This window comes from Granulicella arctica (assembly GCF_025685605.1).
In the GTDB taxonomy this organism is placed as follows: Bacteria; Acidobacteriota; Terriglobia; order Terriglobales; family Acidobacteriaceae; genus Edaphobacter; species Edaphobacter arcticus.
On the sequence record NZ_JAGTUT010000001.1, the window covers coordinates 3,507,590 to 3,533,387 of the forward strand.

Here is a 25,798-nt window from a genome sequence, read left to right on the forward strand (position 1 = left end):
GCATTCTCGGCACCAACGACCGACGTTGCCGAAAACCATGACTTTGCGGCAGATTCGAATTTGTCAGCTCTTCTCCCGAACCAAGGTGTAGAAAGGCTGTGGAGATGAAATGAAAATCAGTGCGGTTCGGTTCAACTCACTCTCCCTGCTGATATACGTTCGCGTGGTCCAACTGCTTCTAGTAGTGTTTAGCCTTTCGATGTTGCCGCAGAAATCCGAAGGTCTCCTCCCATGGGGCTTCCCGCTCCTCATGATCATTTTCCAGATCGCTGCATTAGGGTTCGTTCAAGCTGAGGTCAACGATCAAGGGATTTCCTATCGCAGGTGGATAGCTTGGAAACTCATCTCCTGGAATGAAGTTGAGGGAATAAGTCAGAACACGCTGACTAAGCAGCTCGTTTTACGAGCCAAGAATAGGCCGGTCTGGCGACGCTATCTCATACTCTGCAGCCCAAGGTGCACTGTCTCCGACACCGCTTCTGAAAGCCTAGGTGTCACCAAGATTCAGGCTCTAATGAGAAGTGAACTTCCCTGAAAACGGCGTTTGCGGCAATGACGAAAATGAATTTGCCGAAAGCGGGCTTTGCGGGACTCCGCTCACCGTCCGGTTGTTCGGTTCAGATCGAGGACCGGGTGTGACAGCCTCAGCGACAAAGAGGCATGTCGCCCTGTACAAACGTCGGGTTCGAGGGCCATCCGATTTTCCGTTCTTAGCTCCTGAAGCAATTCGCCCAGGTGTTTCCACCCGAGCGAATTATCAGTTCAGGGCTGATTTTGTTCAGTGACGAGCGGCGACCATCTTCTGAAGACCTTCGGCGTAGGCGGGGCCGGCTATCTTGTCGAGTTCTGCCAGGATGTGAGCGGGGACGGTGATGTCGGCGATGGCGAGGTTTTGCTTGAGGTGCGCTACCGAGCTGGTGCCAGGGATCAGCAACATATTGGGCGAGCGCTGGAGCAGCCATGCCTGCGCGAGCTGCGTGGGAGTGACGCCAAGCTGTTTTGCCGCGTCGTCAAGTGCAGAGGTCTGCAGCGGGGTGAAGCCGCCTAGTGGGAAGTAAGGGACATAGGCTATCCCCTGCTTCTCGAGCGTATCGAGCAATGTCTCATCGTCGCGGTGTGCGAGGTTGTACATGTTCTGGATGCAGACGATCGGGGCGAAGCGTTGCGCCTGCTCCAGGTGGTCGGCAGTCGCGTGGCTGAGACCGATGTGGCGTATCTTACCCTGACGTTGCAGGTCGGCCAGGGTCTCCATCTGCTCGGTAATGTCGCTCGCGGTGGGTTTGATGAAGTCGCCCATGAGACGCATGTTGGCGATGTCGATCGCTTCGATGCCCAGGTTTCGGAGATTGTCTTCAGTGGCGCTGATGAGGTCTGCACGCGACTGTGCGGGATTCCAGGCGCCCTTGTCATCGCGACGCGCTCCAAGCTTTGTGACCAGCGTGAGATTGGCCGGATAGGGATACAGGGCTTCCTTGATGAGATGGTTGGTGATGTGCGGCCCATAGAAGTCGGAGGTGTCGATGTGGTCGACGCCTGCCTCGACCGCGGCTCGAAGGACGGCAAGCGCGGCGTCCTTATCTTTCGGCGGCCCGAAGACTCCTGGACCAGCGAGTTGCATCGCTCCGTAGCCGATGCGATGAACGGTGATCTCGGTTCCGGGGAAGGTAAAGGTGCCGCCGAGTTGCTGCGTGGTCTGGATGCTCATAGGTGTCGATCCTTTTCTTGGTTGCCTTACGTATGGTTAGATGAAGCAAGCTTCAGATTAGGAGTTCGCATTTGGCGCAACGTGTGGAGATGGTGTTAGAGCCGCGGAAATCGCCTGTGCAGGCGCGGTCGACGGCGAGCGTGGATGCCATTCTGACGGCGACCATTCAGGTTTTGTTGAACATCGGCAAGGAAAGGCTGACGACGACGGCTGTCGCGGCGCGGGCAGGGGTGGCGGTTGGCACCCTCTACCAGTATTTCCCGAATAAGAGCGCGTTGCTGCAGGCGGTGTTGTTGCGCCATATGAATCATGTCGCGGAGACGGTGGAGGCGGCGTGCTCGGCCCAGCATGGCAGACCGGTGGAGGAGATGGCGGAACCCCTGGTTACAGAGTTCCTGAGAGCAAAGATGCAAGACGTGCGGGCGAGCGTCGCCATGTACGCGGTGAGCAATGATGTGGATGGGGCGATGATCGCCAAGCAGACTGGGGTGCGGGTTCTCCGGGCGATGGTGGCCATGCTCAGGACGGCGCGGGAGCCATTGGCAGATCCACTCCTCGCAGCTTCCATGGTGCAGGGAGCGATGGCGGGAGTGAGCCGGCGATTGTTGGAGTCGGATGATCCTGAAGCTCTGCTGCGGCCGATGCGGGCGGAGTTGATTGTGTTTGTGGGTGGGTATTTAGAGAACTGCACAGGACGTTCGGGGCTGCCGCTGTAGGAACGGCGAACTCTCCTTGAGCACCAATCCCCCTTCATAGAGGCAATCAAGTAATCGGCAACTGGAGAGCAAGCACACTTGAGCTGCGGGCTATGACGTTGGTCCGGAACCGCAATTGCGGCAATTTCGGCTCTTGTCAGAAGCCTCCGGAGTTTCGACCTTGCCGATAACACTGACTTCGCGGCAGAGTCTTCGTCTAAGGGGTCAGACTCTATCGATGTGTGACTTGGCGATTTGTCGTTAATTTAGAAAAGTGCTCGTCCCGAAGAGCGCTTTACGAGAACTGAACCGGTCCACGTCAACGGGCGCTCTTCTCCATCTGCCTAATTTTCTTCGCCAACATTTCCTGTTCCCGCAAATTTTGAGTCATGCCAATGGCACTCTGGAGTTCTTCACGGGCCTCGAGGAAGTTGCCCATTTTCATGAGCAGGTCTCCACGAACGCTGCGAAAGAGATGGTAGCCGGCCAGCACTGAGTTGCTAGCAAGGCTGGAGGCTCGATCAAGCGCGTCAAGGCCTGCGGCCGGCCCTTGCGCCATGCCGACGGCTACTGCGCGGTTCAGCGCAACAATGGGTGAGGGGTTGATCTGTAGCAGGGCGTCGTAGAGAGTGACGATCTTGCCCCAGTTTGTATCTTTGTCGGTGTGGGCCTGCATGTGACAAGCGGCAATCGCTGCTTGCAATGCGTATGGTTTTGCGCTTCCTTCAAGATGCTGAGCGCGCTCAAGTGCTGCTATGCCCCGCTGAATTTGCATGCGGTCCCAAAGGGAACGATCCTGATCTGGTAATAGAACTGCCTGGCCGTCTGGTCCTCGTCGAGCCGCGGTACGCGATGCTTGCAACTCCATGAGCGCCATCAGAGCATGGACTTCTGATTCTTCAGGCAAGAAATGCACCAGAATGCGACCGAGACGCAGTGCCTCGTCGGTAAGCGCGGCTCGCATCCATTCATCACCTGATGTCGCTGTATAGCTCTCGTTGAAGATCAGGTAAACGACGGTGAGTACGGAAGCTACCCTGTTTCGCAACTCGTCTCCGGATGGTGTCTCAAAGCGGATGCGAGCTTCAGAGAGGGTTTTCTTTGCGCGAAAGATCCGCTGTCCCATCGTCTTCTCGGGTACGAGGAAGGCGCGGGCAATTTCTTCAGTGGTGAGCCCGCAGATGAGGCGCAGCGTGAGCGCTGTTCGCGCTTCCAGCGTCAGCACTGGATGGCACGCGGTGAAGATGAGGCGCAGAATGTCATCATCGATCACCTGGTCCATGGAGTACTCCAAAGCTTGTCCAAGCTGCTGCTGTTGCCATTCAAGTTCGCGGGTGATCTCCCCGTGTTTCTGTATGAGCATGCGACCACGGCGCAAGGAGTCGATGGCGCGCCGTTTGGCCGCTGTCATGAGCCACGCACCGGGATTATCGGGGATGCCTTCTTTGGGCCAGAGTTCGAGCGCAGTCACGAGTGCATCTTGCGCGATCTCTTCCGCAATGCCCAGATCGTGCGTCACCCTGGCAATGGAGGCGATAAGCCGTGCGGCCTCGATCTTCCACACGGCTTCAATCGTCTTCCGCACATCCGTCATGCCTGATAGCTTACGGGGTTACGTTACCCAATAGCGATGTCGCGTTGTGGACGGTCCCCTCCCAGCCCTTCATGGGTGGACATGAGGGGTTGCTTGAAGAGCTTCCGTTCCGTCTGACCATCGTTGCGTTGTAATGACGAACTGCGTCAGGTGTTCCATGGGGTCTGCCACCGCGGTGATGGGAGAAGCCGACAAATTGGCTCCCCATATCGCGGGGTCGGTATCGGAATAGAAGAACATGAGGTGGGAAGGCCAGTGTGGCACGGCGCTTCCACCGAATCCCTCTTTCGACATCATGTAGCACATGGCTCCGGGTTCCATCGGCGGCAGTTCTTTTGTCTCTACGGCGGAGGCAATCGCCCCTGCCAGTTCCACTTTCGTGCGTCCGGCCAGGATCCATCCGGTTTCTCGGGTCAGGCGCAGCAGGTAAGAACGAGCGGCGGGCGCATTAGCACACATGGGCACGCGCACATTCGGATCCCAGAAGTCCTCATCCGGCGCGGATGTAAAGGAACGTCCGACGATGCAAACGAAGCCATTCCTACCTTTGATCGCCGTTTCAAAACCGTGAAGTCCGAGGACCAACACGTCTGCGTCGCGAGCGATGGCATCCGGTGCGGCGGTTCGCGCAAGCGCGATTTCTGCAGTGCGATCGGCCATGAGGTATTGGTCGGCGGGTGCCATCTTTGAGTAGGTGGTTCTGCTCTGAGTTCTTGCTTGCTGTGTTGTCGCGAGTGCAGCGAGCAACGCGATGGTGAGTAACTTTTTTCGCATGAGGTGTCCTTGGAAGACCTTGGGTAGAGGCCGCCATTCAGCGCTAGTGCGCCGCAGGCGATGGTTTTTGATATATGGTCTAGCTTTTGTCGGGTCTCATTCTGATGAAAGCTCGGACCTCGACGGGGACCCGGCAGGCGACGACGGCTTTGCGTCCCCAGGCCAGCGCTTCGTCCAGGTCAGCGCACTGAAGGATCCAGAAGCCACCTATATATTCCTTCGCTTCGAGGTATGGGCCGTCTGTCATAGAGACGTGGCCGTCGGGCTGCTTGTGCAACGACTTAGCGCGGCCTACAGATTCCAGACCGCCTGCAAAGAGCCGGGCTCCAGCGGCATCCATCTCCTCGTTGAGTGCGCCGATGTCACGAATCATCGCTTCCCCTTCCAGCGATGGGTTGTAGTTCTCGGGGTGTTGAATGGCGATAAGATATTGAGGCATGTCTTCTCCTATAAGAGTCCTTCAGGCGGGTTTCTCTTCCCGGCCTTCACTATAACGACGCATGGTTCAGCTAGAATTCGACAATGTAGACCACAATTGTGATCTTTCTTTATTGGCGACGACGTGCACTCTTCGCACACCTGCCAACTCTGTGCGTTTGAACAGCCGAGGTCGACGGTTTTAGCGCTATGCCCCTACCAAATTTGCCTCCCCCTACACTTGGATCACTGAATCGACTCGACCTGTGTCTGCTCACCTGTATGGCTAAGGATGTCGACTAGCGCCAACAGGCCAACGCACTAACCGAGCAAGGATGACGGGCAAACTCAGGATCGGCGTGCGTGCCTACAGGCTCTATGACCGCTAGAATGGCAACCGTGAAAGAGGATGACCTTCCTGATAAACTCTCGCCAGTCTATGGTCTTGCCGGTCCGCATAACGTTGAAGAGCTCTTCTTTACGTGCCAGATCGGTGCGCGATTGTGGCGTGAGTACCATGCGGCGCACCCTGGCTCGCCTGAGAGGCCACCGTAACACCGGAGAACAATCCAGACGTGGGAGGAGCCTCGGCAGCCTATTGGAACCATGTAGGTGATTGGGATAGTTGCAACGAGGTATGAACTAAAGGCCCGTTATGTGCGATAGCCGACCGATTAACCAAGTAGCCTCCATGCGTCCAGTGGGCCGTGAACAACCAATCAATCCCGCGCCTTATTGCGGCGGAGAGGCTGAACGGCGGCGTCATCATCGCGTTTGATGATGGCAAGTGCGCAGTCTATTCAGCGTCTCTCCTCTATACCACCCTGGGCCAGGCTGAGATCGTGAGCACTGAACTAGAAGACGAAACGCCTGCACGGGAATGAAAGAGAGAAACGTTCAGGAGAATCCCTTCGGGGATATGACCCAGCAGGGCAGCATTCCCTCGATGAGTTCAAGCATCAAAGCTTGAATATGCTTACCCCGCAATGCTCCGGAACATTCAGCGAACAAGTCCAACAACAGCTTCGCGACAACGCAGGCCAAGCCCGTCATTCGGGTCATCTATGCAATGGATGCGGCCTTCCGATGAGTTCCCGCTTGGTCAAAGGGGTGTGGATTCCGGAAGAGCATTGGAAGTCGGTTGCCTATCCGTTGACGAACAGAAGAGAGCTTCGCAAAGAGAAATGGCGAGGCTAATCGAATCTGACTCGGTCCACTGCCAGGCATGCCCAGGATGACTGAAGAATTGTTCCGCGAGATCCTCGCAGCCGCAAAGAGGGACATCGAAACCCTCCAAATAGAAAAGACCCTGATTGACAGCGAAGGCGCGCCCACGTCGGCTGAGTGCTCCTCGATTGAAGGTATTCAGGTGGCGCTGAAGTTCCTGGTGTCATCCTTGCAGGCGGAGTTACCTAAATAGCCATGTGTGGTCGCTACTATCATCGATCCGACAAAACAACGCATCACGGAGGCGTTTCGGGCCGGCCGCTTCCGCCTGACTTTGGATTGCATCCGGACTAAAACATCGCTCCGAGTACCATGCAGCCCGTCATCCGGGCTGACGCTGAAACGGGAGAGCGCGTTCTGGCGCTCAAGCGCTGGGGCTGATCCCGGCGAAGATTGCTGATCCCGACTCTTTCAAGATCTATACGACGAGCAAGACCCGTGCCGAGAGCATTCCTGATAAACCTATCTGGAAGCGGCCATTTCAGCATCGTTGTATCTCGCGCCCAGGTGCGCAATGTTTGTCCAGAGCTTTACTTTCGCTGCAATGTATCCTTTGAGGCGAACGTGGTAAAAGAGCAGTATGTTGAAGGATCTGCGTTTGGCCCGCTTTGTGGCGATAGGGATAACTGTCGGAAGCTGCTCACATTTGTCATACCCAGGACAAGCGCAGACTGCTCCCCCACCAAGTACCTTCCCTATACCTCTCCAGACGAACGTACCTCGCTTGGAAGTCAGGCAGCAGATGAGCATGGATCGAGACCTGCTCGAAGTCACGGTTCCTCAGTTGCATGCTCTATACGCGAAGCACCGCTACACAGTAGAACAAGTCACGCGGTGGAACCTGGATCGAATCGCGCGATACAACGGCATATACCGATCGGTGCAAACCGTCGATGTCGAAGGTGCGCTCGCGACGGCACGTCAGGAGGACGCGGACAAGGAAGAAAGACACGCAGCACTGTGGGGTGTCCCCATGGTCATTAAGGCGAACACAGCTGTCAAAGGCATGCCGGATACGGATGGCTGGGAAGGATTCGCAATTCCTGGCCACGCGTTCATCGCGCCGAAAGATGCAACCGTCGTAAGTCGCCTCCGAGCTGCGGGCGCTGTCATTGTCGGGATAACGAATATGCCGGACTTTGCCGCAAGTGATACGAACCGTTCCACAGCCTTTGGACGCACCGGTAACGCATACGATGTCAGGTTCTCACCCGGTGGTTCGTCGGGCGGCACCGTCACCGCCATTACGTCGAACGAGGCGGTATTGGGCACAGGCACTGACACGGGAAACAGCATACGTATGGTCGCCGGGACCAGTGCCGTCGTCGGTCTGTTTCCAACGCGCGGCCTGGTCTCCATCGCAGGCATCGCGCCATTGGACTGGTTGCTGGACAACACGGGTCCGATCGCACGCGACGTGACGGATGCAGCCATTGCGCTTGATGTCATGGCTGGCGAAGATGTGCAGGACTTCAAAACGGCTGGATCTGCCGCGAAGGCGCAGGCTGGTCCGTATACGAAGTACCTGAAGGCAGATGCGCTGAAGGGAAAGCGCTTCGGTATACCGGCGTTCATCTTTCAAAGTAAGGGAACTCCGTTGCAACCCGAGACGAGAGCGATGCTGCTGCTCACGATCGACTTGGTGCGCAAGGCAGGTGCCGAGGTAGTAATCGAAGAGGACCTACTCCCGCTATCGTTTCTCGAGGCCGAAAAGAAGGTCAACACTGGACTGTACCGGCGGGATGGCGCAATGCAATGGTTGCAAAGCTTCGGACCCGAGGAATACAAAGATGACGTGCAGTACAAGAAAGCCACCGGTCGTAGTTTGCCACCGGTCTTCACGGGGGTGAGTGGGTCCCTTGATGATCTGGTTGAAACTGCGAGTACACCACCTTCGAGCACTGCGTGCATGCCTCCCGACAGCGCGTGCGTCGCATCTGACCGCTCCCACAAGCAGCCAGCGCAGGCTGTTTTGAAGGAAGATCCGAGCGCCCGGCAGAACTACTTCGGCCCCAGGGATGCAATGCTGCAACAGTATGTCGACGCACTGGACCGTTTCCACCTTGACGGCCTGCTCTATCCTACGGCGCAGATGCCGCCACCGGATGAGACCATGCCGCAGGAAGGCAAACTCTCCGGTGGTCCCCACTCAGAGACTGCGTGGGTCAATAAGATCGGTGTGCCGGCAATCGCTCTGCCTGCCGGATATTACCCGAACGGATTACCGTTCGGGCTTGAGATGAGCGCACGTCCATGGCACGATGGTGACCTGCTGGGATGGGCTTACGGCTTCGAACAAGCGACCAGGCTTAGACGTCCGCCTGTGCTGGTCGAAGGTGGTCTGACTACTGCTGGACCATACAGGCAGTGAGCAATGCTCTACAGCTAACGTAGACCGAACAGGGCTGCACGCCCCCGTTCTTGATGGTTGGCCTCTCGCCTGCCTTTACCTGTAACGCCGTAGTGTACTCCGTCAAGCCTTCCTCAAGCGAAGCCAGTGGTCACCACGGCGGTCCTGGATTTTGAACTGCCCTGAGCCAATTCGAGTTTGTGCATAGATACGCTGTGCCATCGAACGGAATGCAGGAGAGGTTTATTCGTGCACATGAAGAGCAATCAATCGTGCTGGTTTGGCGCTCTCGCTAATCGCCCCGACAGTGTCGCTCTCCAGCAGCATCTCAAAGTGCGGCAGCGATCCATTGGGCTTTCGAATTTTGTTGAGAAGCGGCAGCAGTCGGTCGTCATCCATCGCCAGGTCGGCAGCAGCCTCTGTGCCCGGCATCGACAGACCTTCCAGAATAAGTACGTTTCCGGTTCCACTGAGATTTGGCAGAAACGCGAGGACGGCATAGGCCTTCGTCCGCGTTGCAGGGCTGTACGAGTTGTACTCCTGCGACTCCCCAGGTCGAGGCTGCTTGTTAACAAACGTAGAGTGTCGCTCCGGATTATCGATGCTGAACACGAAATCCATGCTCGGCTCAAACAACTCGACCCATGGAACAGCCTCCTGTGCCCCGATGATAATCAGGTTGCTCGACTTGAAGTCCTCCAGGCGCATGTCGCGGGCGTAGTGCACCAGCGTCCGTTCAGGCAGAGCCTCAGGCAATCGGAGCAAATGTGCCAATGTCATAGCATCCACCATCGAGGTATATCTACGGCCGGCCAGAAATTCTGCAAAGTGCGGTTCGACCTGCTCCACAAACGGTAGCTGCTTGCTCAGATCGTGGCTCAAATAGTCATGCAGGCTGACGTAACGCCTCGTCGTCGCATGAAACAGAACCATTCCTGAATCACCGAGGACGATGCGGGTAGGCTGATCGTCGGTAAAGAGCCTGCCCCATAACGGATGATGTCGACTGACAAGAAAATGGGAACGCAGATGGAATCCGAACGCAATGCTCAGAATAATAAGCAGCAGCGCCAACACCGCGATCACGAAGCGATGACGCCACACCGTTACGGGAGTGGTCTTCAGTGCTGTTGTTAAGGCGGAGGGCCCCGGCTCTGCAAGACCTTCGATGTAAGTACTCCCTGGACCTTCCGCAGGAGCTTCGGTTTCCGTTTCACTCAACGCAGCCACGAAGAAAGCGACTGGGTGGTCCTCAGGCGGAGAGCCTGCGGGAACCGCCAGAAAGATTGGCACATAGCCACCGCGGGGCACGATGAGGTGAAGTGGCTCATGCCGTCCCGCCCGTTGAAAATACTGTTCAAGCCGGCGTCGCAGGCGTAGCGCATGGGACCGTACGATCGTATCGGCGGCAGTATCGTAGTCGGGCGCACGTCCGAATACCTCAACCCCAACGTGCTGCTCGCTCAGGATTCGGCTGCGCCCTTCGAAGCTCACCTTACATATATAGAGAAGAAACTTGGAGAGCTGCGGCGAACGGATAAAGTCCGGACTGGCAAGTATGCGCGTTACCAGCGCTCGTGCGGCGTTATCCTTATCGTCCACCGGACCATCAGGCTCCATCGCCATGTCATCGACGGATGCACGTGTACTCAACTTCATGTCCTCATGTGTTCAGCTTTACTCTAGCGGTCCTATCGTTACGTAACGATGAATCACCTCGTTTCACCTCAGCAAATCCAGCTCTTCGACATGCCCTCCGCTCCTTTACTTGCTTCGCGCCCAATGAACATTCCAGGAATCACCGTGAAATCACTGAAGTTCCATAAACACCTTCCACTACGTTCAGCAAGGCGAATAGCAACTGCTTCGCCATTCCCAAGAACAAGTGGCGCTCGTTGACGAGCAGAGGATAGATCAATGAATCAGAAATTTTTCGGGTGGCTTCACCTTGCGAGCCTTCTCATCCTGGTGACACTTTGTCGCCTCGGCATAGGCCAGGATACCGGCGCAAACCTTCTAGGCGTCGTTCACGATGCTGCAGGCGCGACGGTCAGTGAGGCGACTGTCGTTGCGACCAGTGCCGCGACGAATGCACACGTCACAGCAACCTCGAACCTAAAAGGGGAGTACTCCCTCCTGAACCTGACGCCCGGCACCTACTCCTTGAACGTACAGGCTGCAGGCTTCCAGAGCTACAGCCAGACCGGCATCCGGCTCGACCTCGGCCAACACGCCAGTCAGGATGTGACGCTCAGCGTGGGCCAGATCCAGCAGGCAGTCACTGTCAACGCCGATGTCTCGGGCGTCGATACGGTCTCGTCCGTCGTCAGTGATGAAGTGAATGGAACCTCGATCCGAAGCCTGCCGCTCAACAGTCGCAACCCCTACGACCTTCTCGTGCTCGCCCCCGGCTTCTCCGGCTCCATCGGCAACGACTACAACGCCGTCAGCTACTCGGTGAACGGCGGCCGGCAGGGCTACACGGATACCCTCGTCGACGGCACACCCGCAGGCTTCCCCACCGTCAACGGCAACGCCGGCATTGGTATCTTCCCGTCCGTCGACGCCATCGGCGAGTTCCGCCTCCTCGCACAGAACTATCCCGCCGAGTTCGGGCGCAGTCTGGACGGCATCCTCAATGTCGTCTTCAAGTCAGGCACCAACCAGTTCCACGGAACCGCCTTCGAATTTATTCGCAACAACGATCTCGATGCGAACAATTACTTCGCCAAGCTCCATGGAACACCGCTCCCGCCCTTCCGCCGCAATCAATTTGGCGGCATCCTCACCGGACCCATCGTGAAGGATCGCACGTTCTTCCTCATCTCGACGGAACTCCTGCGTGAGAACGACTTCGCCTCGCTTACGACCACCGTTCCAACGCTGGCGCAGCGTAACGGAGACTTTTCCCAGACTCTCGGCGCCAACGGTTCGCTCATCACCATCTACAACCCCTTCTCGACCCGTCCCAATCCTAATGGCTCCGGCTTCATCCGCGACGCCTTCGCAGGCAATAAGGTTCCCGCCTCGATGATGAGCAACGTCGCCAAAAATGCACTCGGTTTCTACCCCCTGCCGAACATCGCCGGCAATTCCATCACCAACGCGAACAACTACTTCGCAACCGGAAGCACCATCAACCAGACCACTGCGTGGGACGTACGCGTCGATCACACCCTAAGCGACAAGCAGAAGATCTTTGCCCGCTATTCCAATCGTTACTTTGACAGCAACCCGCAGCCCCTCTTCCCCAAGGCTGACGCCGTCGCAGAAGGTCTGATCAATGGGGAAGACTTCAGCCGCGGCCTCACCTTCGGCTACACCGCAACACCCAACTCCCGCACCATCGTCGACGTCCGCCTTGGATTCGCCCGTACCCTCTACAACTACTTCAACGACAGCCTCAACTTCCAGGACAGCGCCCTCGGACTGCCCGGCACCCTCGACGCCGCTGGCGGCACAGCCCTCTTCCCCGTCATCTCACCGGCAGGGTATGTGGGCCTCGGCAACAATGGCAATCGGCATAACGCTTTCATGACCTACAGCCTTCTCTCTTCCGTGACCCTCGTTCGCGGGCCGCACACGATCAAGGCAGGCTTCGATGGTCGCCTCATCCGCGTCAATGATCATGAAAGTGCCGACAGCTCCGGCAACTTCTCCTTCGGCACCAACTTCACCCAGGGTCCGAACCCCAACGCCGCCAGCGCCAACACCGGCAACGGACTTGCGTCGCTGCTCCTCGGCACCGGCACCGGCGACCTCATCCAGGCGTACAAGGATGATGCCTCGCAAAGCTACTACTTCGCTGGCTACGCACAGGACGATTGGCGCGTCAGCCCCAAGCTGACCCTCAACCTCGGTCTTCGGTACGATATCGACACCCCGCGCACCGAGCGCTTTAACCGAACCAACTACTTCAATCCGTCCATTGCCTCTCCGCTGTCCTCCGTCGTTCCCGGCCTTCAGGGCGGTCTGGTCTTCGTCGGAGTCAACGGCAACAGCCGCCACCAGTACCACATCGACGCCAACAACTTCGCCCCTCGTGTCGGCTTCGCCTATGCGGCGGAGAAGACCACCGTCATTCATGGTGGCGCAGCCATCGTCTACGGCCCTTCGGCTCAAGCCGCCGCCGGAACCGTCGGACCGTATGGCTTCCGCGTCCAGAACACTTGGGTCAGCACGCTGGACGGCATCACCCCCTTCAACACTCTCGATAATCCCTTTCCGCAGGGTTTTCAGACTCCGCCCGGAGCCTCGCAAGGACTTCTCACCGGTGTAGGAGGCCAGATCGAGGGAGCCATCCAGAACACGCCCACCCCGTACACCATCCAGATGAACCTCGACGTGCAGCAGACGTTGCCTTACGACACGATCGTAGACATCGCCTATGTCGGTAATCGCGGACGCAAGCAGCAGCAGAGCAGGGAAGGCGGTATTGACTTCGACCAAGTTCCTACCTCCGATCTCTCTCTCGGTTCACACCTCAACGATAGCGTCGCCAACCCATACTTCGGTTCCATCACGACTGGTGCCCTGGCTGCCGCTACAACATCACGAGGACAACTGCTTCGGCGCTACTCGCAGTTCACCAGTGTTCTTCCACTCTTCCTCTCCGGCGGCGACGATCAGTACGACGGTCTGCAACTTCGTCTCAGCAAGCGCTTCGAGTCCGGCCTGCAACTCCAGGGCTCCTACGTCTGGGCGAAGAACTTCGACAATGGCACCAATCACCAGGACAGCTTCCGTCCGCTCGCCGACTACGCCGTCAGCTCACAGGACATCCACCAGCGCTTCATCATGAGCTACATCTATCAGCTTCCCTTCGGACGAGGTAAAAAGTTCGGCGGCAGCATGAACGGCTGGGAAGACCTCCTCGCCGGTGGTTGGCAGGTCAACGGCATCACCACCCTCCAGGGCGGCACACCGCTCCAGATCTCTGCCAGCAACTCGCTCTCGGGCTTCGGCTTCCAGACCCTCTATGCCAACACGAACGGTCTCAACCCAAGGCTTACCGGCGACATCCACCAGCGTCTCAGCAAGTACTTCAACATCGCCGATTTCAGCCAGCCCGCACCCTTCACCCTCGGCAACGGACCGGCCTACTACAACACCGTTCGCAACCCCGGCCTCAACAGTACCGACCTATCGCTCCTCAAGGAGATGCATCCTGTGGAGAGGCTACGGGTACAGTTTCGTACAGAGCTCTTCAACGCCTTCAATCACGTTCAGTTCGGCTCACCAGATACCGGCGTCACGGATGCCTCGTTCGGACAGATCACCACGCAGAGTAACTCACCCCGTCAGCTTCAATTTGGCCTGAAGCTGCTGTTCTAAACTCCACCGGGAGGCGGGCTCCCCGCTCGTCTCCCTCACACAAGCAACGGCTCTATCATTCTGCAACGAAGTTTTTCTAAGGACACGAAGCCTTGATCCGACCACTGGCACTCTCCGCCCTTCTTCTCATCGGCACCGCAGGCAACACCATCGCACAGAAAACGCCGGACGCAGCGCATCAGCCCATCGTCGTCCTCATCACAATCGACGGCTTCCCAGCGCGAGCTTTGCTGGACCCGCGCCTTCCCATGCCGACACTCCGCAAACTGGCCGCCGATGGAGTTGCCGCTACCGCAATGCGGCCCATCAACCCGACCGTCACCTGGCCGAACCACACCGCCCTGATCACCGGCGTCAACGCCAGCCAGCACTTCGTCATGGCAAACGGTCGCATCGAGTTCCCCTCCGACGGCGGCGCGCCCGCCGTCAAGCCATGGGTCGATAAGGCTAAGCTCGTTCACGCCCGCACCCTGTACGACGCAGCCGCGGAAAAAGGTATGACGACCGGTCAGGTCGACTGGGTCGCCATCTACGGAGCCAAGGGCGTCAACTGGCAGTTTGGCGAGAAGCCCGACATCCGCGATGCCATCCCGCAGGAACTGATCGCAAGCAACATCCTCACCCGCGACGAGGTCGAGCACTTCGGTGAGAAGAGCACCCCGGCGTGGCGTGACGAGGTCTGGACCGATGCCGCCGTCGACATCCTCGAGAAGCACACCCCCAACCTCCTCCTCTTCCACCTGCTCGAGACCGACTCCATTCAGCATCAGTACGGTCCACTCACACCCGCAGCCTACGCGGCCTATGCCTACGCGGATCATTGCCTCCAGCGCATCGTGGACGCCGCTCGTACTGCCGGCATTCTCGACCGCACTACCTTCATCATCGCCTCCGACCACGGCTTCACCACCGTAACCCATTCCATCAGCCCCAACGCCGCTCTACTCGAGCAGGGCCTGCTCACGAAGCAGGGCGATAAAGTCGCTGGACAGGTCTGGGTCAAAGCAGAAGGAGGTGCAGCCGAGCTCTTCATCCGCGACCCCAGCAAGCGTGCCGAACTCATCCCCAGGCTCAAGGCCTACTTCGCCGCTCTTCCCGGAGTCGCCACCGTCTACACCAACGACGAGGCTCGCGCCATCGGCATACCCGCCGACACTGACACCGACCAGGCACCCCAGCTCTACCTCGCAGCCGCCCCGGACTACGCCTTCACCGATGACACCAACAGTCCGATTACGAAGCCTGTCTCGCCCCGCGGTCAGCACGGCTACATCAACACCATGCCCGACATGCAGGCTCTCTTCGTCGCCTCTGGAGCAGCGATCAAATCGGGCGTCGTCCTCGGCGACATCACCAACCTGCAAGTCGCGCCTACAATCGCAAAGATCCTCGGCCTGCAGCTTCCGGATGCCAGGCAAGTGGCGCTTGACCAAATATTGCGCTAAATCAGAATCATCAAGCAATTTGCGTTGGCGCAGCACGCGATCCCCCGGGGGATGGCTTCATGTCGTCTGTGCGTCGCGGCAGGGAAGTCTCTACCTGGTGCGTGAGATAGCTGAGAATCTTGCGACTACTGGCGGCGATAGGCGCGTCGTGGCTCGCGTCGGGTGATGGCTCCTCCGCAACGTCGAAGTCAGTGCTCAGAGTGTAAGGAGCATCAGAATCGATGAGATCGGATAAGCGCTGCAACGCCGCGAGGTTGTCTTCCTGCAAACGCTCCGCCAATGGCGAAAGCCGGCCGGCCGACGTACTGAGACGCATGTGCGCCAGGGTGATCTGCATGAGAAAGAAGGTTCTGAGCTCGGGCTGCCAGATGTGGATGGCGGCGCGCCATTTGAGCGCTTCTTCGCGACCTTCGTTGAACTCGAAGAGAACTGCGTCGGCGAGGATGCGAACCTGGGAGAAGTTTTCGTTCACGGCATCACGCTGACCACGAACAATCTTGAGATACTCCGCCTTGGACTCGCCGGGGACAGTCCCGAGGTAGTCCATGATGAGGCGAATGGTATGCAGAAAGGTCGTCCGCATGGCCATGGCTGCGGTACCGGACTGTGCCTGGTCAAAGAATATCCACATGGCGAAGAGACCGAGGATGATGCCATCGACGTTGTCGCGTGCGGGAGTAAGTTGGACAGCCGGGCCGAAGGTTCTGAGTTGCACGAGATCGAACGCGAAGGCGATCTGCAGGCCCAGGTAGGAGATGCGCGGGCTTGATGTAGCGATCCAGGCGGAGAAGGCCGTGACGGCTGTGAACATAAGGCAGAACGGGACGATGGAGTCAAAGGCGGGCAGCAAGACGGACTGCGAGAGGATGCCAAAGAGCAGGCCTCCTGTGATGGCGCCTAGGAAGCGGAGAATCTGTTTTTGCCGCGACGAGCCTGCCGTGCTGAGCGCGGTAATCATGCAGGTCGAGATGCCCGAAGAGACACCCTTCCAGTCAAAGAGGTGATAGAGAACGTAGCAGATCATGGCTGCGCCGGCGCCGCGAAGAGCGAAGCGGACATGCTCTGGATTGGTGAAGGCATCGCGTTTGAGGATGGGCGGCTTCGGCGGCTTTTCGAGGATGATGTATTCGTTTTCGGGGTCTTGTTGTTCGATGGCCTGATTGATGAGCTCAATCGTTATCGAGAGCAAAGGCACGAGCTTGGTTGGGGGACCATCGGCTCGATAGCCTTCGGGGAGGGGAGGAGCCGGTGAGGTAAAGTTCGTCGCCCGCAGTCGATCGAGTTGCACGGCGAGCGCGGCGAGCTGCCGCTGTTCCTCATCGGAGGGCTTGTCTGGTGTGACGAGGAGGACAGCCGTGAGATCGACGAGCCGACCCACCAGTCCAATCAGAACTGCCTGCCGCGCGTAGAACTCAGAACCTGATTGAAGGCGAAGGAGATTGCGGCGGAGGAGGCCGGTACCGATGTCGGAGAACTGGCGCACCTGCGCCACGGCGGAGGCCGGTGGATGAGCGGCAGCTGCGAGGACTCGGGACACCGTCTCGATCCTGCCGTTCAAGCCGTCTTCGAGCGGGGAGCTGCGGTGAAAGGCCGCAAATATGAGTTCGATCACGACCGTAATGGTCGCTGCTACGAGAACGGAGAGCGCGGAGTAGAGCGTAAGGCTGAGTTGCAGGTCGACGTTTGCTGGCAGGTCCCACAGTGGGATGGCAGCGGTCATCAGAAAGCCGAAACCGGTGGCTACGCGATACTGCGAGGCCGTGCTGATAAAGAAGAACGTAAGCAGCAGGCAGGCGCCGACCCACAGGAAGTGGAGCAGGGGGGAGCCGGTAAACAGGAAGATGCCGAGCAGGATGATCGCGAGCGCGCCGCCGATGGCACCGATCAGACTGACGGCACTCTCGAGAGTATCGCCCGTGCTTTCGCGCGAGATAAGCAGCGTGTAGTAGACGCCGAGAGCGGCGCTGGGGATACGGAAGACCATGACCCAAAGCATCATGAGCACGGCGGCAAGCGTCATGCGCAGGATCATCCAGTTGCGGCCAGGATACGGCTTCAGCTCCTGCTTCAGGTATCGCCAGCCGGATTCAATCGACAAATCGAGGTCGGATCCGGGGAAGGCCATGGCCTACCTCTTCCGGTGCAGGATGACGTTCGACGATTCGCCGATGCGGAGAAAATCGGCGGGCGGATTCAGGATACGAATGCGGACGGGGTAGCGCGAGGCTAGATGAACCCAGTTGAGGGTTCGCTGCGCATCCGGCAGGCCCTCGGTGAGGCGCCCAACGGTATCGGAGTCCGGGGTGACGCCGAAACCGATGCTTTCAACCACGCCATTGAGCCTCTGGGTGGGATGCGACATCGTGTAGACCTCGACAAGCATGCCGGGTTCGATGTGCTGTAGCTGGGTCTCGCGAAAGTTGGCGACAACCCACCAGACGCGCGTATCGATAAGGGTAAAGACCTGCTGCCCGACGTGGGCGTAGGCCCCTTCAGAGATGCGAAGATTGGTGACGCGCGCGTCGAATGGCGCGTAGACGCTGGAATGATCGAGGTCGTACTGCGCGCGTCGGACCGCTGACGCCCGCGACTCCCGCTGTGCGGTGAGTGGGGCGAGAATATCGACCGCAGCCTGGGACTGGCTGTACTGGGCACCACTCTGGGTAACCGTAGCGATGGAGCCAGTCTGTTGCGCGCGTGCTGCCTCCAGCCGCGCGCGGGCCGATGCAAGTTGAGCCTGCGCGAGCAGAACCGATTGTGCCCGGGAATTATTGAGCGTACGTGCCTGATCGATTTGATCGGCGGTGACGAAGCGTTTCTCAAGCAAAGGCTGGAGTCGCTCAAGGTTGCTCTTGGCATAGCTCGCCTCGAGGGTGCTGCGTTCGACCTCTGCCCCAGCCTGCTGGACTTCAGCTTCGGCTTGCCGCACGCCCGCGACCGAGCGCAGGGAGGCGGCCTCGGAGGAAGCGATATTGGCGTGCGCCGCACGTGCGGCCGACTGCTGCGATTCGATGTGACGGCTCTCGTTGGCGATCTGGCCCCCGAGTGCTTCCTGCTGCGACTGGGTGTTCTGGAGTGCGTATACGTACGGTGCGTCATCTATTTTGAAGAGCAGATCGCCAGCGTGGACCTGCTGGTTGTCCTTCACGCGCAACTCGGTGATAGGGCCTTCGATCACTGGAGCCATTCCTATGAAGTTGGCGAAGACCTCTGCGTCATCGGTACGAGGATCGACCGTCGTGAGATGAATGGTGATGCCAGCGCAGACGATGGCGAGCACCACGACGGACGCGCTGAGGAACTTGCCTGCGAGGGTCTGCTTTTTTACCTGTGGAGTTTCCATCGGCTATCGCACCCCGAAGAGGACGAGCCAGAGTGAGAGACAAAGGAGCAGCGCGAGGCTTGGATAGACCACAACCAGGGGTGCCAGTTGATGCTCCCAATCGAGGCGCCGGAGGATCCAGCGAAGAAGCAGCGTGAGGAACGAGGCGACGACGATACAGAAAGCCCACGAAGGAAAATAAGAACCAAGGATACTGAATGATGGGTTCTGCGCGCAGCCGGTGAGCGCAGGAACGAACATGATGAAGGATGAAAGAGAGAGAGACCGGCGGCTGTGCGCGGAGTGAATCATGGCCTGGGTGTCTCCTGGGTATGCAGCAATGTTCCCGTGCGATAGCTGATCTCTGCGAGGCCGTCGAGTATGGCGACCCGCGAAGCTACATCTTCAAAGCGGGCCGCGGCCAACTGACGCTGCGCGGTAAGGACGTCAACGATATTGCGCACTCCATATTTATAAGATTCGAGTGACTGATTGTACGAATCCTGGGAGGCGCGAAGCAGTGCGGTGGCAGCATCGCGCTGGCGGAATGCAGTATCGGCATCGACAAAGGCCTGCCATACTTCGGCTTCGATACGATCGTGCAGCGCACGCAATGATTCTTTTTCACGCTTCTCAGCGGCCTGTGCCTGTGCCGTTTGCGATCGTCGACGATTCCCGTCAAAGACATTCCAGTTCAAGGAAACCTCTGCATCATAGATTTGCCCTGTAGCGTAGGCTCCGGGCTGTGCGGATTGGAGGCCCCACGCGCGTAGCTCGCCCAGATTACCGGTAAACGTAATGGAAGGATAATAGCGGCTGCGCGCCTCACCGACACCCGCCTTGGCGGCTTCAATCGAAGAGAACTGCCGCAGAAGGTCTGGCCGTTCCTGTAGTGCTGATTCGATAAGCTCATGGCCGCTGGACGAGAGCGTCGTCGGGATCGTCAATTCGTCGATGCTTTGGACGTCGAAGGGTTCATCTGGCGGCGCAGTGACGAGTGCGGCGAGGTTGCCCAGCGCCTTGCGTTCATTGCCGAGTCGAAGTTGCAACTCGTAGTTTGCCTGGGCGGCCGTGCTTTTTGCTTCGGAGAGATCTGGCAGGGTTGCAAGTCCATTGTCGAAGCGAGCCTGGCTTGCGTCCGAGACCGATTGGGCGGAGGTCAGGTTGGCCTCAGCTGCGACCCGCTGGCCCTTGGCATCGAGCAGCAGGTAGTAGGCGTGCATGACGGCAAAGAGGAGTTGGCGATGTGCTTCGTTGAAAGCGAAGGAAGCGGCCCGTAGCAGGTTGCGCTCCTCTCTTACTCGGTTCAGCCGCCCATTGGCGTCAAACAGCGTGTAGTTCAGCTTGGCCTGGACCTCGCCGATGCCAAGTTGCTGGATGACGAAGGCGTTGTACAGCAGCACGCCATTCCGATTGGTGAGCGCCGTAAACCCAACGTCGAGTTCCGGATAAAGTGAGCTTTGCGCCACCTTGAGTGTCGCTGCCTGCTGTCGGGCAGCCTGCCACGCCTCTCGCGTCTCCGGGCTGTGCGCCTCAGCAAGATAGATGAGGTCCGGCAGCGAATACCGACGGTCACGATCCAGACGAAGCTCCTGCCCTGTACTGTGCGCAGCTTGCTGTGATACTGCCGACTCAGACTTGCTGAACCAGGGGAGCTCGGGCGCGGCAGGAAGATCCTGGGCAGCGACCGTTGCGGCGAAGATTAAGGTGCAAATGAGAAGTAACGTTCGTTCCATATCTCTTGTCCCCAAGAACAGCCTGGACCAAAGTCGAGCTCGACTCGGTAGCCAACCATATCTCAAGACTAAATGGACGCACGCGGCGATCGTCGCTGCTGTGCATCTGATAGGGCCAGACTCACGCGCTTCACTGAATCTTGAGCCAGCCAACATCGACAAATGAGTCGTCGTCTGAAACGCGCTCGCATTGATCAGCAATGTTGGAAACGATCAGCCAGAGAACCGACTCGATTACAACCCAGCTTCTCGCAAACTTCAGCTCATCGCCGAAAACGCCGTTTTGCATGAACGAGAATCCAATCAAGTAGGCTAAATGAATGCCCATAGGGTCGCCTACGTTTGTCCGCAGCGTTCCACTGAGACTGCTTCTGCTAGGTCTTGGTTTCGCCTTAGTGGCAGCTCTGACACAGGTATCAGCGAGGAAAGGCTTCCTGCGACTGTCTGCCTCTGTTACGGTCGCCCTGGCATTAGCGGTCGGAGCCGTTTCACAGGTGATCGATGACAGACATTTCCGGTCGTGTTGTCTAGTGCTGGCAGCAGTGTGCTTCCTTATTTGGACGGGAGCCCGGACGTATAAGCGAGATCCCGAAGGACGGTCGCCTGCTACGACCATGATCTAATCCAGCTTATTCCTCGAAGGTTTTCGGCAACTTCGTTTTCTTCTTTCCGCAAACACCGTTCTTCAATAACGGCCAGACCCTAAGGGGCCCAGGGTCTAAGTCTCAAGTGGTGTTGTAGCAGGCTGGAGTCCCAAAGCAAGAACGAAACGACCGTATAGAGATAAAGTGCAAAGAACATGGCCGTGGTCCATGTAATTAAGGAAACTAGCTGGATTATTAGGGGACGGAGGAACATGCCGAAGCGAAGTGCTGGACTTCTCATGTATCGGAACTTGCATGGGAAATTAGAAGTGTTCCTGATTCATCCTGGAGGTCCTTACTTTGCTCATAAAGATCACGGTGTCTGGGCCATACCGAAGGGCGAGTACGGTGGCGACGAGGAACCACTAGCTGCAGCGCAACGTGAGTTTCAGGAGGAAACGGGGTTTGCAGCGTCCTCACCCTTCCACCCGTTGGAGACCATTCGTCAGAATGGGGGGAAGTTGGTCATAGCGTGGGCATTTCGAGGTGACTGCGACCCAACTCAGCTTGTCAGCAACACCTGCTCTATCGAATGGCCACCTCGATCGGGGCGACGCATCGAAATTCCCGAGGTGGATCGAGGCGCGTGGTTCACACTGGCCGATGCACGAAAGCACATCAGAAAAGATCAGGAACCGCTTCTTGATCGGTTAGAAAAAATACTAGAGGCTTAGCCCTGCTCCAAATCCTGACTAGGAGCAGAGCTATGGTTGTGCCCGCGCAAACCAAGAATCAAGGAATTCCTTAAGGGCTAAACGGCTAAACAGCTTTGCGTTGGAAGCTGGTTTTCTTCGTGCCGGTGAATGAATCCTTTGCCTTGAAAGAAGCCATAGATGCTCCAGGCGAGGGTTTTGCACCACTCTTTATATGAGCAGCTTTCTCTTTTGCTGCCTGTAACTTTTGCGCAGCCCGGCCCAGTCCACCAATCTTTACTCCGCCTGCTTTAGGAATGAAATCGCTCATATACGGATTTTCTCATGATCACAAGCGAGTTTCACTATCCATCTTTTGCTGCACGTTGCAGGCATAAAGCTGAACGGCACCCAGAGACGATCTTTGTCGTGACCGACAGCGCTGTCGTGACGTGCAGCTCAATCAGCGCTGGTCCATAGGTATGTAGGTCGCGGGGTACTCGGGGCCGACATAATCGGCGCGGGGCCGGATGAGGCGATTGTCATCGTGCTGCTCGATGACATGGGCGGCCCAGCCTGAGATGCGGCTCACGGCGAAGATAGGGGTAAAGAGATCAATGTCGATGCCGAGTGTGGTGTAGGTAGAGGCGGAGTAGAAGTCAACATTTGCGTTGAGCTTCTTCTCTTCTTTGACGAACAGCTCAATTTTGCGGGAGAGGTCGAACCACTTGGTGCTGCCCGCAGCGCGGCCTAGTTCCTCAGACATGCGGCGGAGGTGGGTGGCTCGGGGATCTTCCGTGTGATAAACGCGGTGGCCGAAGCCAGAGATCTTCTTCTTCTCCGCAAACATTTTCTTCACGTATTCGACCGGGTCTGCACCTTCCTTATCGATGGCGTACAGGAGGCGCATGGTAGCCTCGTTGGCTCCGCCATGGAGAGGGCCTTTGAGGGCGCCGATGGCTCCTGTGATGGCGGAGTGGATGTCAGCGAGGGTCGCGGCGATGACGCGGGCAGCAAAGGTGCTTGCGTTCAACTCGTGGTCGGCGTGGAGGATCAGTGCGATATCAAGAGCGTTCGACGCGGTCTCGGAGGGCTTTTCACCGTTGAGCATCCAGAGGAAGTTGGCAGCGTGCGATAGGGAGTGATCGGCCTCGATGATGGTCTTGCCCTTACGAATGCGATCAAATACGGCGACGATCATGGCAATCTGAGCCGTAAGTCGAAAGCTCTTGCGGACATTCGCGTCATGGGAGCTATCGGCTTCATCGGCATCGTAAATGCTCAGGAGCGAAGTCGCAGTGCGAAGGACCTGCATCGGCGTGGCATACGAGGGAACGCTGCGCAGGAGATCGATGACCTTCGGATCGAGATGACGGGCGTCCGCGAGTGACTTCGAGAAGGAGGCTAGTTCTTTAGCGTTGGGGAGCTTTCCAAACCAAAGAAGGTAGGTAGTCTCTTCGAACGTGGAATGTGTTGCGAGTTCGTGGATGTCGATGCCGCGATAGGAGAGGACGCCTGCGTCGCCGTCGATCCAGCAGATGGCCGAGGTGGTGGCAACAATGCCTTCGAGTCCCTTAGAGCCTTTGGTTGCGACGGAAGTTGACATGACACTCTCTCCTGCCAGGGGGAAATCCTGAGCATCTTCGGTTATAGCGCAGGGGAGAAAGCGTTGTCACGGTTTAGTGGGCGAATATCGGCTCTATTGGGCGATCCCGTCTTTTGCGGGAAAACGCTGGGGTGAAAAGGGGGTGAGATCAACCTCTGATTCTCGGCCAATGATGATCTGAGCCAAAACTTCAGCGGTCGCAGGCGCGAGGAGAATCCCGTTACGGTAATGCCCAACAGCGACAAATTGATTCGAGTCGTCGGTGAGTCGTCCGAGGAGCGGAAGAGCATCTGGTGTGCCCGGGCGAAGTCCGGCCCACCGGTCGACTGTGGGGCAGAGTTTCTCATCGGCCAATTGTGGCAGGAGCCGTGCGGCTTGATTACGGAGGTATACAAGGTCGACGTCGTGGGTTGTGGTATCAAAGCCGACGTCTTCGACGGTCGCTCCTATGAGAGCGTGACCCGCACGAGGGCCTTGTGTTCGCGGGACGATGTAGATGTCTGTTGTTCGGATAACATCACGCAGCTTTAAGGATGAAGGCAGTCCTACGGAAAGCATCTGGCCTTTACGCGGGATAACCGAAGTGAGGCTCCATGCGCCTTGAGTGTGGACCAAATACGGTGTGTCGAGAGAACCGGTTGTGGTATCGAGGCGGATGTTGCGATTTGAGTCGACGGCGGAGCGTAGCGCGGTGTGCTCACGAATCGTAATGGTGGTGTTTCGAACGGCGGCGAGGAGAGCGGCAGCGAGTTGGCGCGGGTCCACACTACGCTCGTCGAGCATTTGGAAGTGGTTTGAACCTGGCGTGAGTGCGGGGAGCATCGCGGAATCAAATGCGTTGGCGTAGCTTGGGTGAGCTTGAAAGGTGCGGCTGGTCTGAAAGGGGACAGCGCATCCTGAGAGGGCTTCGATGGAAGAGAGAAACTGCGGGTAGAGCGCAACACTTCGCTCGGAGAGGGGTTTGAGTTGCGAGGGGTTCTCTGGGTCTTGGGCAGCCAGCATTCCGGCGGCAGCGATGCTGGTATGGGAAAGCGCGGTGTCGCGGTCGAGGACCGTGACACGGGCACCGCAGCGATGAAGCTCGAGGGCCAGCGCGAGACCGATGATACCCGCTCCTGCGATGCAGACATCAGGAGACGCCTCTAAGTTTTGCCTTGCACGCCGCATAGAGAGAGTTTAGATGGACTGTTGAGGGATATAGTTTCTGTGAGCTGTTTTCGTGCGGTGCTTCGAGTAAAGCCGAACGTCCAACGATACGATTGATTACTTAGACTTGAGATCTGCCAAGGAGAGCGTGAATGAGCGAAAGCGAATACGGAACAGAACGATCGGCGTCAGGGGCGTTTATTGCGGTGGTGGCGATTGCCTTGCTGCTTTCGATTGGCGCGCTGGTTTGGTGCTACGGATTGCAGAATCACCTCGGTGTCGCGGAGAAACGTCTGGCGGATGCGGACCAGAAAAATGCACTTCTCTCGGACAAGCTGGATGCGACGAATGCCAAATTGCGCGCGACGAGCGAGACGATGGGTCAGAGCGTTGGCATCACCCAGCGGCAGATCGAAGCAAGGACTGCGAGTATTATCGCTTCGCAGAAGACCGAGACAGCACGCCTGGAACAGCAGCAGGCTGCAACACAGAAGCAGATTGGTGCTGTGTCGACGGATGTGGCGAGTGTGAAGACGGACGTCGGCGGCGTGAAAACGGATGTCGCATCGACTAAGACCGACCTCGAGTCGACGAAGTCGCAACTCAATCGCGTTGTTGGCGATGCCGGCGTGATGAGCGGGCTGATCGCAACAAACCATGGCGAGTTAGAGATCCTGAAGCACAAGGGCGATCGGAACTACTTCGAATTCACCTTGCAAAAGGGCGCTAAGCCGATGCTGGTCTCCTCGATCAAGCTGCAGCTGAAGAAGGTGGACGACAAGCGGTCGCGGTTCACGCTCAATGTAAGCGCGGACGATCGCAACATTGAGAAGAAGGACAAGAGCCTCGATGAGCCAGTACAGTTCTACTCCGGCAAGGACCCGTTGCTGTACGAGATCGTCGTCAACTCAATGGAGAAGAACAAGGTTTCCGGATACCTTTCAACCCCGAAGAATGCACCGCAACCGGCTGCTGCGCCGTAACGAAGACATCACAAACGCAGAAATGGGGACGCTGCCTGCGTCCCCATTTCTGCGTTTGCCTGGTTGGATTACTTCTTCTTTGTGGCTGCCTTTTTAGCTGTCTTCTTTGCTGCCTTTTTGGTTGCCATTTGCCTGTTCTCCCTAACGATCAAGCATCGGTGCCGCAACATGCTGCATTGCAGCTAACG

General features: G+C 57.7%; 23 protein-coding genes. 10 read left to right on the plus strand and 13 right to left on the minus strand.

Translation table 11 applies throughout. The features are described from left to right. Positions 1-109 precede the first annotated feature (109 nt). Positions 110-535 (plus strand): hypothetical protein, encoded by a 426-nt coding sequence (locus OHL20_RS14955; protein ID WP_263383977.1) that lies wholly within the window; start codon positions 110-112, stop codon positions 533-535. 243 nt (positions 536-778) lie between these two features. On the opposite strand, the gene OHL20_RS14960 is transcribed toward OHL20_RS14955, so the two are convergent. Then, positions 779-1,705, minus strand: a complete 927-nt coding sequence (locus OHL20_RS14960; protein ID WP_263383978.1) for an oxidoreductase — start codon at positions 1,703-1,705, stop codon at positions 779-781. Between the two features lie 71 nt (positions 1,706-1,776). Here OHL20_RS14960 and OHL20_RS14965 point away from each other — a divergent pair, with 71 nt between their 5' ends. Continuing rightward, positions 1,777-2,421 carry a TetR/AcrR family transcriptional regulator gene (locus tag OHL20_RS14965; RefSeq protein ID WP_263383979.1) on the plus strand — a complete coding sequence of 215 codons (645 nt, stop codon included), beginning with the start codon at positions 1,777-1,779 and terminating at the stop codon, positions 2,419-2,421. A gap of 298 nt (positions 2,422-2,719) precedes the next feature. On the opposite strand, the gene OHL20_RS14970 is transcribed toward OHL20_RS14965, so the two are convergent. From OHL20_RS14970 to OHL20_RS14980, 3 genes are all read right to left on the minus strand, one after another. Then, positions 2,720-3,994: an RNA polymerase sigma factor gene (locus tag OHL20_RS14970; RefSeq protein WP_263383980.1), complete on the minus strand. Its 1,275-nt coding sequence runs from the start codon at positions 3,992-3,994 to the stop codon at positions 2,720-2,722. 69 nt (positions 3,995-4,063) lie between these two features. Beyond that, complete coding sequence (locus OHL20_RS14975) at positions 4,064-4,768, minus strand: hypothetical protein (protein ID WP_263383981.1); 705 nt, start codon at positions 4,766-4,768, stop codon at positions 4,064-4,066. 79 nt (positions 4,769-4,847) lie between these two features. Further along, complete coding sequence (locus OHL20_RS14980; protein ID WP_263383982.1) at positions 4,848-5,207, minus strand: YciI family protein; 360 nt, start codon at positions 5,205-5,207, stop codon at positions 4,848-4,850. A gap of 368 nt (positions 5,208-5,575) precedes the next feature. Between OHL20_RS14980 and OHL20_RS14985 the strand changes: the two genes are divergently transcribed. The 4 genes from OHL20_RS14985 to OHL20_RS15000 all read left to right on the plus strand — a co-directional run bounded on the left by OHL20_RS14985 (position 5,576) and on the right by OHL20_RS15000 (position 8,783). Then, a complete protein-coding gene (locus OHL20_RS14985) occupies positions 5,576-5,740 on the plus strand; it encodes a hypothetical protein (protein ID WP_263383983.1) in 165 nt (54 codons plus the stop codon). A 152-nt stretch (positions 5,741-5,892) separates the two neighbouring features. Further along, entirely contained in the window at positions 5,893-6,069 is a 177-nt protein-coding gene (locus tag OHL20_RS14990) for a hypothetical protein (protein WP_263383984.1), read from the plus strand. A 350-nt stretch (positions 6,070-6,419) separates the two neighbouring features. Further along, on the plus strand, positions 6,420-6,605 hold the full coding sequence (locus OHL20_RS14995) for a hypothetical protein (protein ID WP_263383985.1): 186 nt from the start codon (positions 6,420-6,422) through the stop codon (positions 6,603-6,605). A gap of 555 nt (positions 6,606-7,160) precedes the next feature. Then, positions 7,161-8,783, plus strand: coding sequence for an amidase (locus OHL20_RS15000; RefSeq protein ID WP_263383986.1), 1,623 nt, complete (start codon positions 7,161-7,163; stop codon positions 8,781-8,783). A 222-nt stretch (positions 8,784-9,005) separates the two neighbouring features. On the opposite strand, the gene OHL20_RS15005 is transcribed toward OHL20_RS15000, so the two are convergent. After that, a complete protein-coding gene (locus tag OHL20_RS15005; RefSeq protein WP_263383987.1) occupies positions 9,006-10,415 on the minus strand; it encodes a hypothetical protein in 1,410 nt (469 codons plus the stop codon). Positions 10,416-10,679: 264 nt separating this feature from the next. Here OHL20_RS15005 and OHL20_RS15010 point away from each other — a divergent pair, with 264 nt between their 5' ends. Then, complete coding sequence (locus tag OHL20_RS15010; protein WP_263383988.1) at positions 10,680-14,096, plus strand: TonB-dependent receptor; 3,417 nt, start codon at positions 10,680-10,682, stop codon at positions 14,094-14,096. Between the two features lie 92 nt (positions 14,097-14,188). Then, positions 14,189-15,541 (plus strand): alkaline phosphatase family protein, encoded by a 1,353-nt coding sequence (locus OHL20_RS15015; protein WP_263383989.1) that lies wholly within the window; start codon positions 14,189-14,191, stop codon positions 15,539-15,541. A 10-nt stretch (positions 15,542-15,551) separates the two neighbouring features. Here OHL20_RS15015 and OHL20_RS15020 read toward each other — a convergent pair whose 3' ends face one another. The 5 genes from OHL20_RS15020 to OHL20_RS15040 all read right to left on the minus strand — a co-directional run bounded on the left by OHL20_RS15020 (position 15,552) and on the right by OHL20_RS15040 (position 20,927). Next, a complete protein-coding gene (locus tag OHL20_RS15020; RefSeq protein ID WP_263383990.1) occupies positions 15,552-17,666 on the minus strand; it encodes an FUSC family protein in 2,115 nt (704 codons plus the stop codon). A gap of 3 nt (positions 17,667-17,669) precedes the next feature. Next, positions 17,670-18,884: an efflux RND transporter periplasmic adaptor subunit gene (locus OHL20_RS15025; protein ID WP_263383991.1), complete on the minus strand. Its 1,215-nt coding sequence runs from the start codon at positions 18,882-18,884 to the stop codon at positions 17,670-17,672. A gap of 3 nt (positions 18,885-18,887) precedes the next feature. Then, the gene (locus tag OHL20_RS15030; RefSeq protein ID WP_263383992.1) at positions 18,888-19,175 is read right to left on the minus strand and encodes a YtcA family lipoprotein; all 288 of its coding nucleotides are present in this window, start codon (positions 19,173-19,175) and stop codon (positions 18,888-18,890) included. After that, entirely contained in the window at positions 19,172-20,599 is a 1,428-nt protein-coding gene (locus OHL20_RS15035; RefSeq protein ID WP_263383993.1) for a TolC family protein, read from the minus strand. Before OHL20_RS15035 ends, OHL20_RS15030 begins: the two co-directional genes overlap by 4 nt. 130 nt (positions 20,600-20,729) lie before the next feature. Then, the gene (locus tag OHL20_RS15040) at positions 20,730-20,927 is read right to left on the minus strand and encodes a hypothetical protein (RefSeq protein WP_263383994.1); all 198 of its coding nucleotides are present in this window, start codon (positions 20,925-20,927) and stop codon (positions 20,730-20,732) included. A 528-nt stretch (positions 20,928-21,455) separates the two neighbouring features. On the opposite strand from OHL20_RS15040, the gene OHL20_RS15045 reads away from it, so the two are divergent. After that, the gene (locus OHL20_RS15045; protein WP_263383995.1) at positions 21,456-21,917 is read left to right on the plus strand and encodes an NUDIX domain-containing protein; all 462 of its coding nucleotides are present in this window, start codon (positions 21,456-21,458) and stop codon (positions 21,915-21,917) included. Between the two features lie 85 nt (positions 21,918-22,002). Here OHL20_RS15045 and OHL20_RS15050 read toward each other — a convergent pair whose 3' ends face one another. From OHL20_RS15050 to OHL20_RS15060, 3 genes are all read right to left on the minus strand, one after another. Further along, a complete protein-coding gene (locus OHL20_RS15050; RefSeq protein ID WP_263383996.1) occupies positions 22,003-22,206 on the minus strand; it encodes a hypothetical protein in 204 nt (67 codons plus the stop codon). 132 nt (positions 22,207-22,338) lie between these two features. Beyond that, complete coding sequence (locus OHL20_RS15055) at positions 22,339-23,481, minus strand: citrate synthase (RefSeq protein WP_263383997.1); 1,143 nt, start codon at positions 23,479-23,481, stop codon at positions 22,339-22,341. Between the two features lie 93 nt (positions 23,482-23,574). Beyond that, positions 23,575-24,648: an NAD(P)/FAD-dependent oxidoreductase gene (locus OHL20_RS15060; protein ID WP_263383998.1), complete on the minus strand. Its 1,074-nt coding sequence runs from the start codon at positions 24,646-24,648 to the stop codon at positions 23,575-23,577. Between the two features lie 131 nt (positions 24,649-24,779). Here OHL20_RS15060 and OHL20_RS15065 point away from each other — a divergent pair, with 131 nt between their 5' ends. Then, positions 24,780-25,610 (plus strand): hypothetical protein, encoded by an 831-nt coding sequence (locus OHL20_RS15065; protein WP_263383999.1) that lies wholly within the window; start codon positions 24,780-24,782, stop codon positions 25,608-25,610. The last annotated feature ends 188 nt before the right edge of the window (positions 25,611-25,798 follow it).

Bases quoted from the DNA above. Each gene is read 5' to 3' on its own strand.
- OHL20_RS14955 (WP_263383977.1), top strand. From the start codon at position 110: ATGAAAATCAGTGCGGTTCGGTTCAACTCACTCTCCCTGCTGATATAC.
- OHL20_RS14960 (WP_263383978.1), bottom strand. From the start codon at position 1,705: ATGAGCATCCAGACCACGCAGCAACTCGGCGGCACCTTTACCTTCCCC.
- OHL20_RS14970 (WP_263383980.1), bottom strand. From the start codon at position 3,994: ATGACGGATGTGCGGAAGACGATTGAAGCCGTGTGGAAGATCGAGGCC.
- OHL20_RS14975 (WP_263383981.1), bottom strand. From the start codon at position 4,768: ATGCGAAAAAAGTTACTCACCATCGCGTTGCTCGCTGCACTCGCGACA.
- OHL20_RS14980 (WP_263383982.1), bottom strand. From the start codon at position 5,207: ATGCCTCAATATCTTATCGCCATTCAACACCCCGAGAACTACAACCCA.
- OHL20_RS14985 (WP_263383983.1), top strand. From the start codon at position 5,576: ATGGCAACCGTGAAAGAGGATGACCTTCCTGATAAACTCTCGCCAGTC.
- OHL20_RS14995 (WP_263383985.1), top strand. From the start codon at position 6,420: ATGACTGAAGAATTGTTCCGCGAGATCCTCGCAGCCGCAAAGAGGGAC.
- OHL20_RS15000 (WP_263383986.1), top strand. From the start codon at position 7,161: ATGGATCGAGACCTGCTCGAAGTCACGGTTCCTCAGTTGCATGCTCTA.
- OHL20_RS15010 (WP_263383988.1), top strand. From the start codon at position 10,680: ATGAATCAGAAATTTTTCGGGTGGCTTCACCTTGCGAGCCTTCTCATC.
- OHL20_RS15020 (WP_263383990.1), bottom strand. From the start codon at position 17,666: ATGGCCTTCCCCGGATCCGACCTCGATTTGTCGATTGAATCCGGCTGG.
- OHL20_RS15025 (WP_263383991.1), bottom strand. From the start codon at position 18,884: ATGGAAACTCCACAGGTAAAAAAGCAGACCCTCGCAGGCAAGTTCCTC.
- OHL20_RS15030 (WP_263383992.1), bottom strand. From the start codon at position 19,175: ATGATTCACTCCGCGCACAGCCGCCGGTCTCTCTCTCTTTCATCCTTC.
- OHL20_RS15035 (WP_263383993.1), bottom strand. From the start codon at position 20,599: ATGGAACGAACGTTACTTCTCATTTGCACCTTAATCTTCGCCGCAACG.
- OHL20_RS15040 (WP_263383994.1), bottom strand. From the start codon at position 20,927: ATGGGCATTCATTTAGCCTACTTGATTGGATTCTCGTTCATGCAAAAC.
- OHL20_RS15045 (WP_263383995.1), top strand. From the start codon at position 21,456: ATGCCGAAGCGAAGTGCTGGACTTCTCATGTATCGGAACTTGCATGGG.
- OHL20_RS15050 (WP_263383996.1), bottom strand. From the start codon at position 22,206: ATGAGCGATTTCATTCCTAAAGCAGGCGGAGTAAAGATTGGTGGACTG.
- OHL20_RS15055 (WP_263383997.1), bottom strand. From the start codon at position 23,481: ATGTCAACTTCCGTCGCAACCAAAGGCTCTAAGGGACTCGAAGGCATT.
- OHL20_RS15060 (WP_263383998.1), bottom strand. From the start codon at position 24,648: ATGCGGCGTGCAAGGCAAAACTTAGAGGCGTCTCCTGATGTCTGCATC.
- OHL20_RS15065 (WP_263383999.1), top strand. From the start codon at position 24,780: ATGAGCGAAAGCGAATACGGAACAGAACGATCGGCGTCAGGGGCGTTT.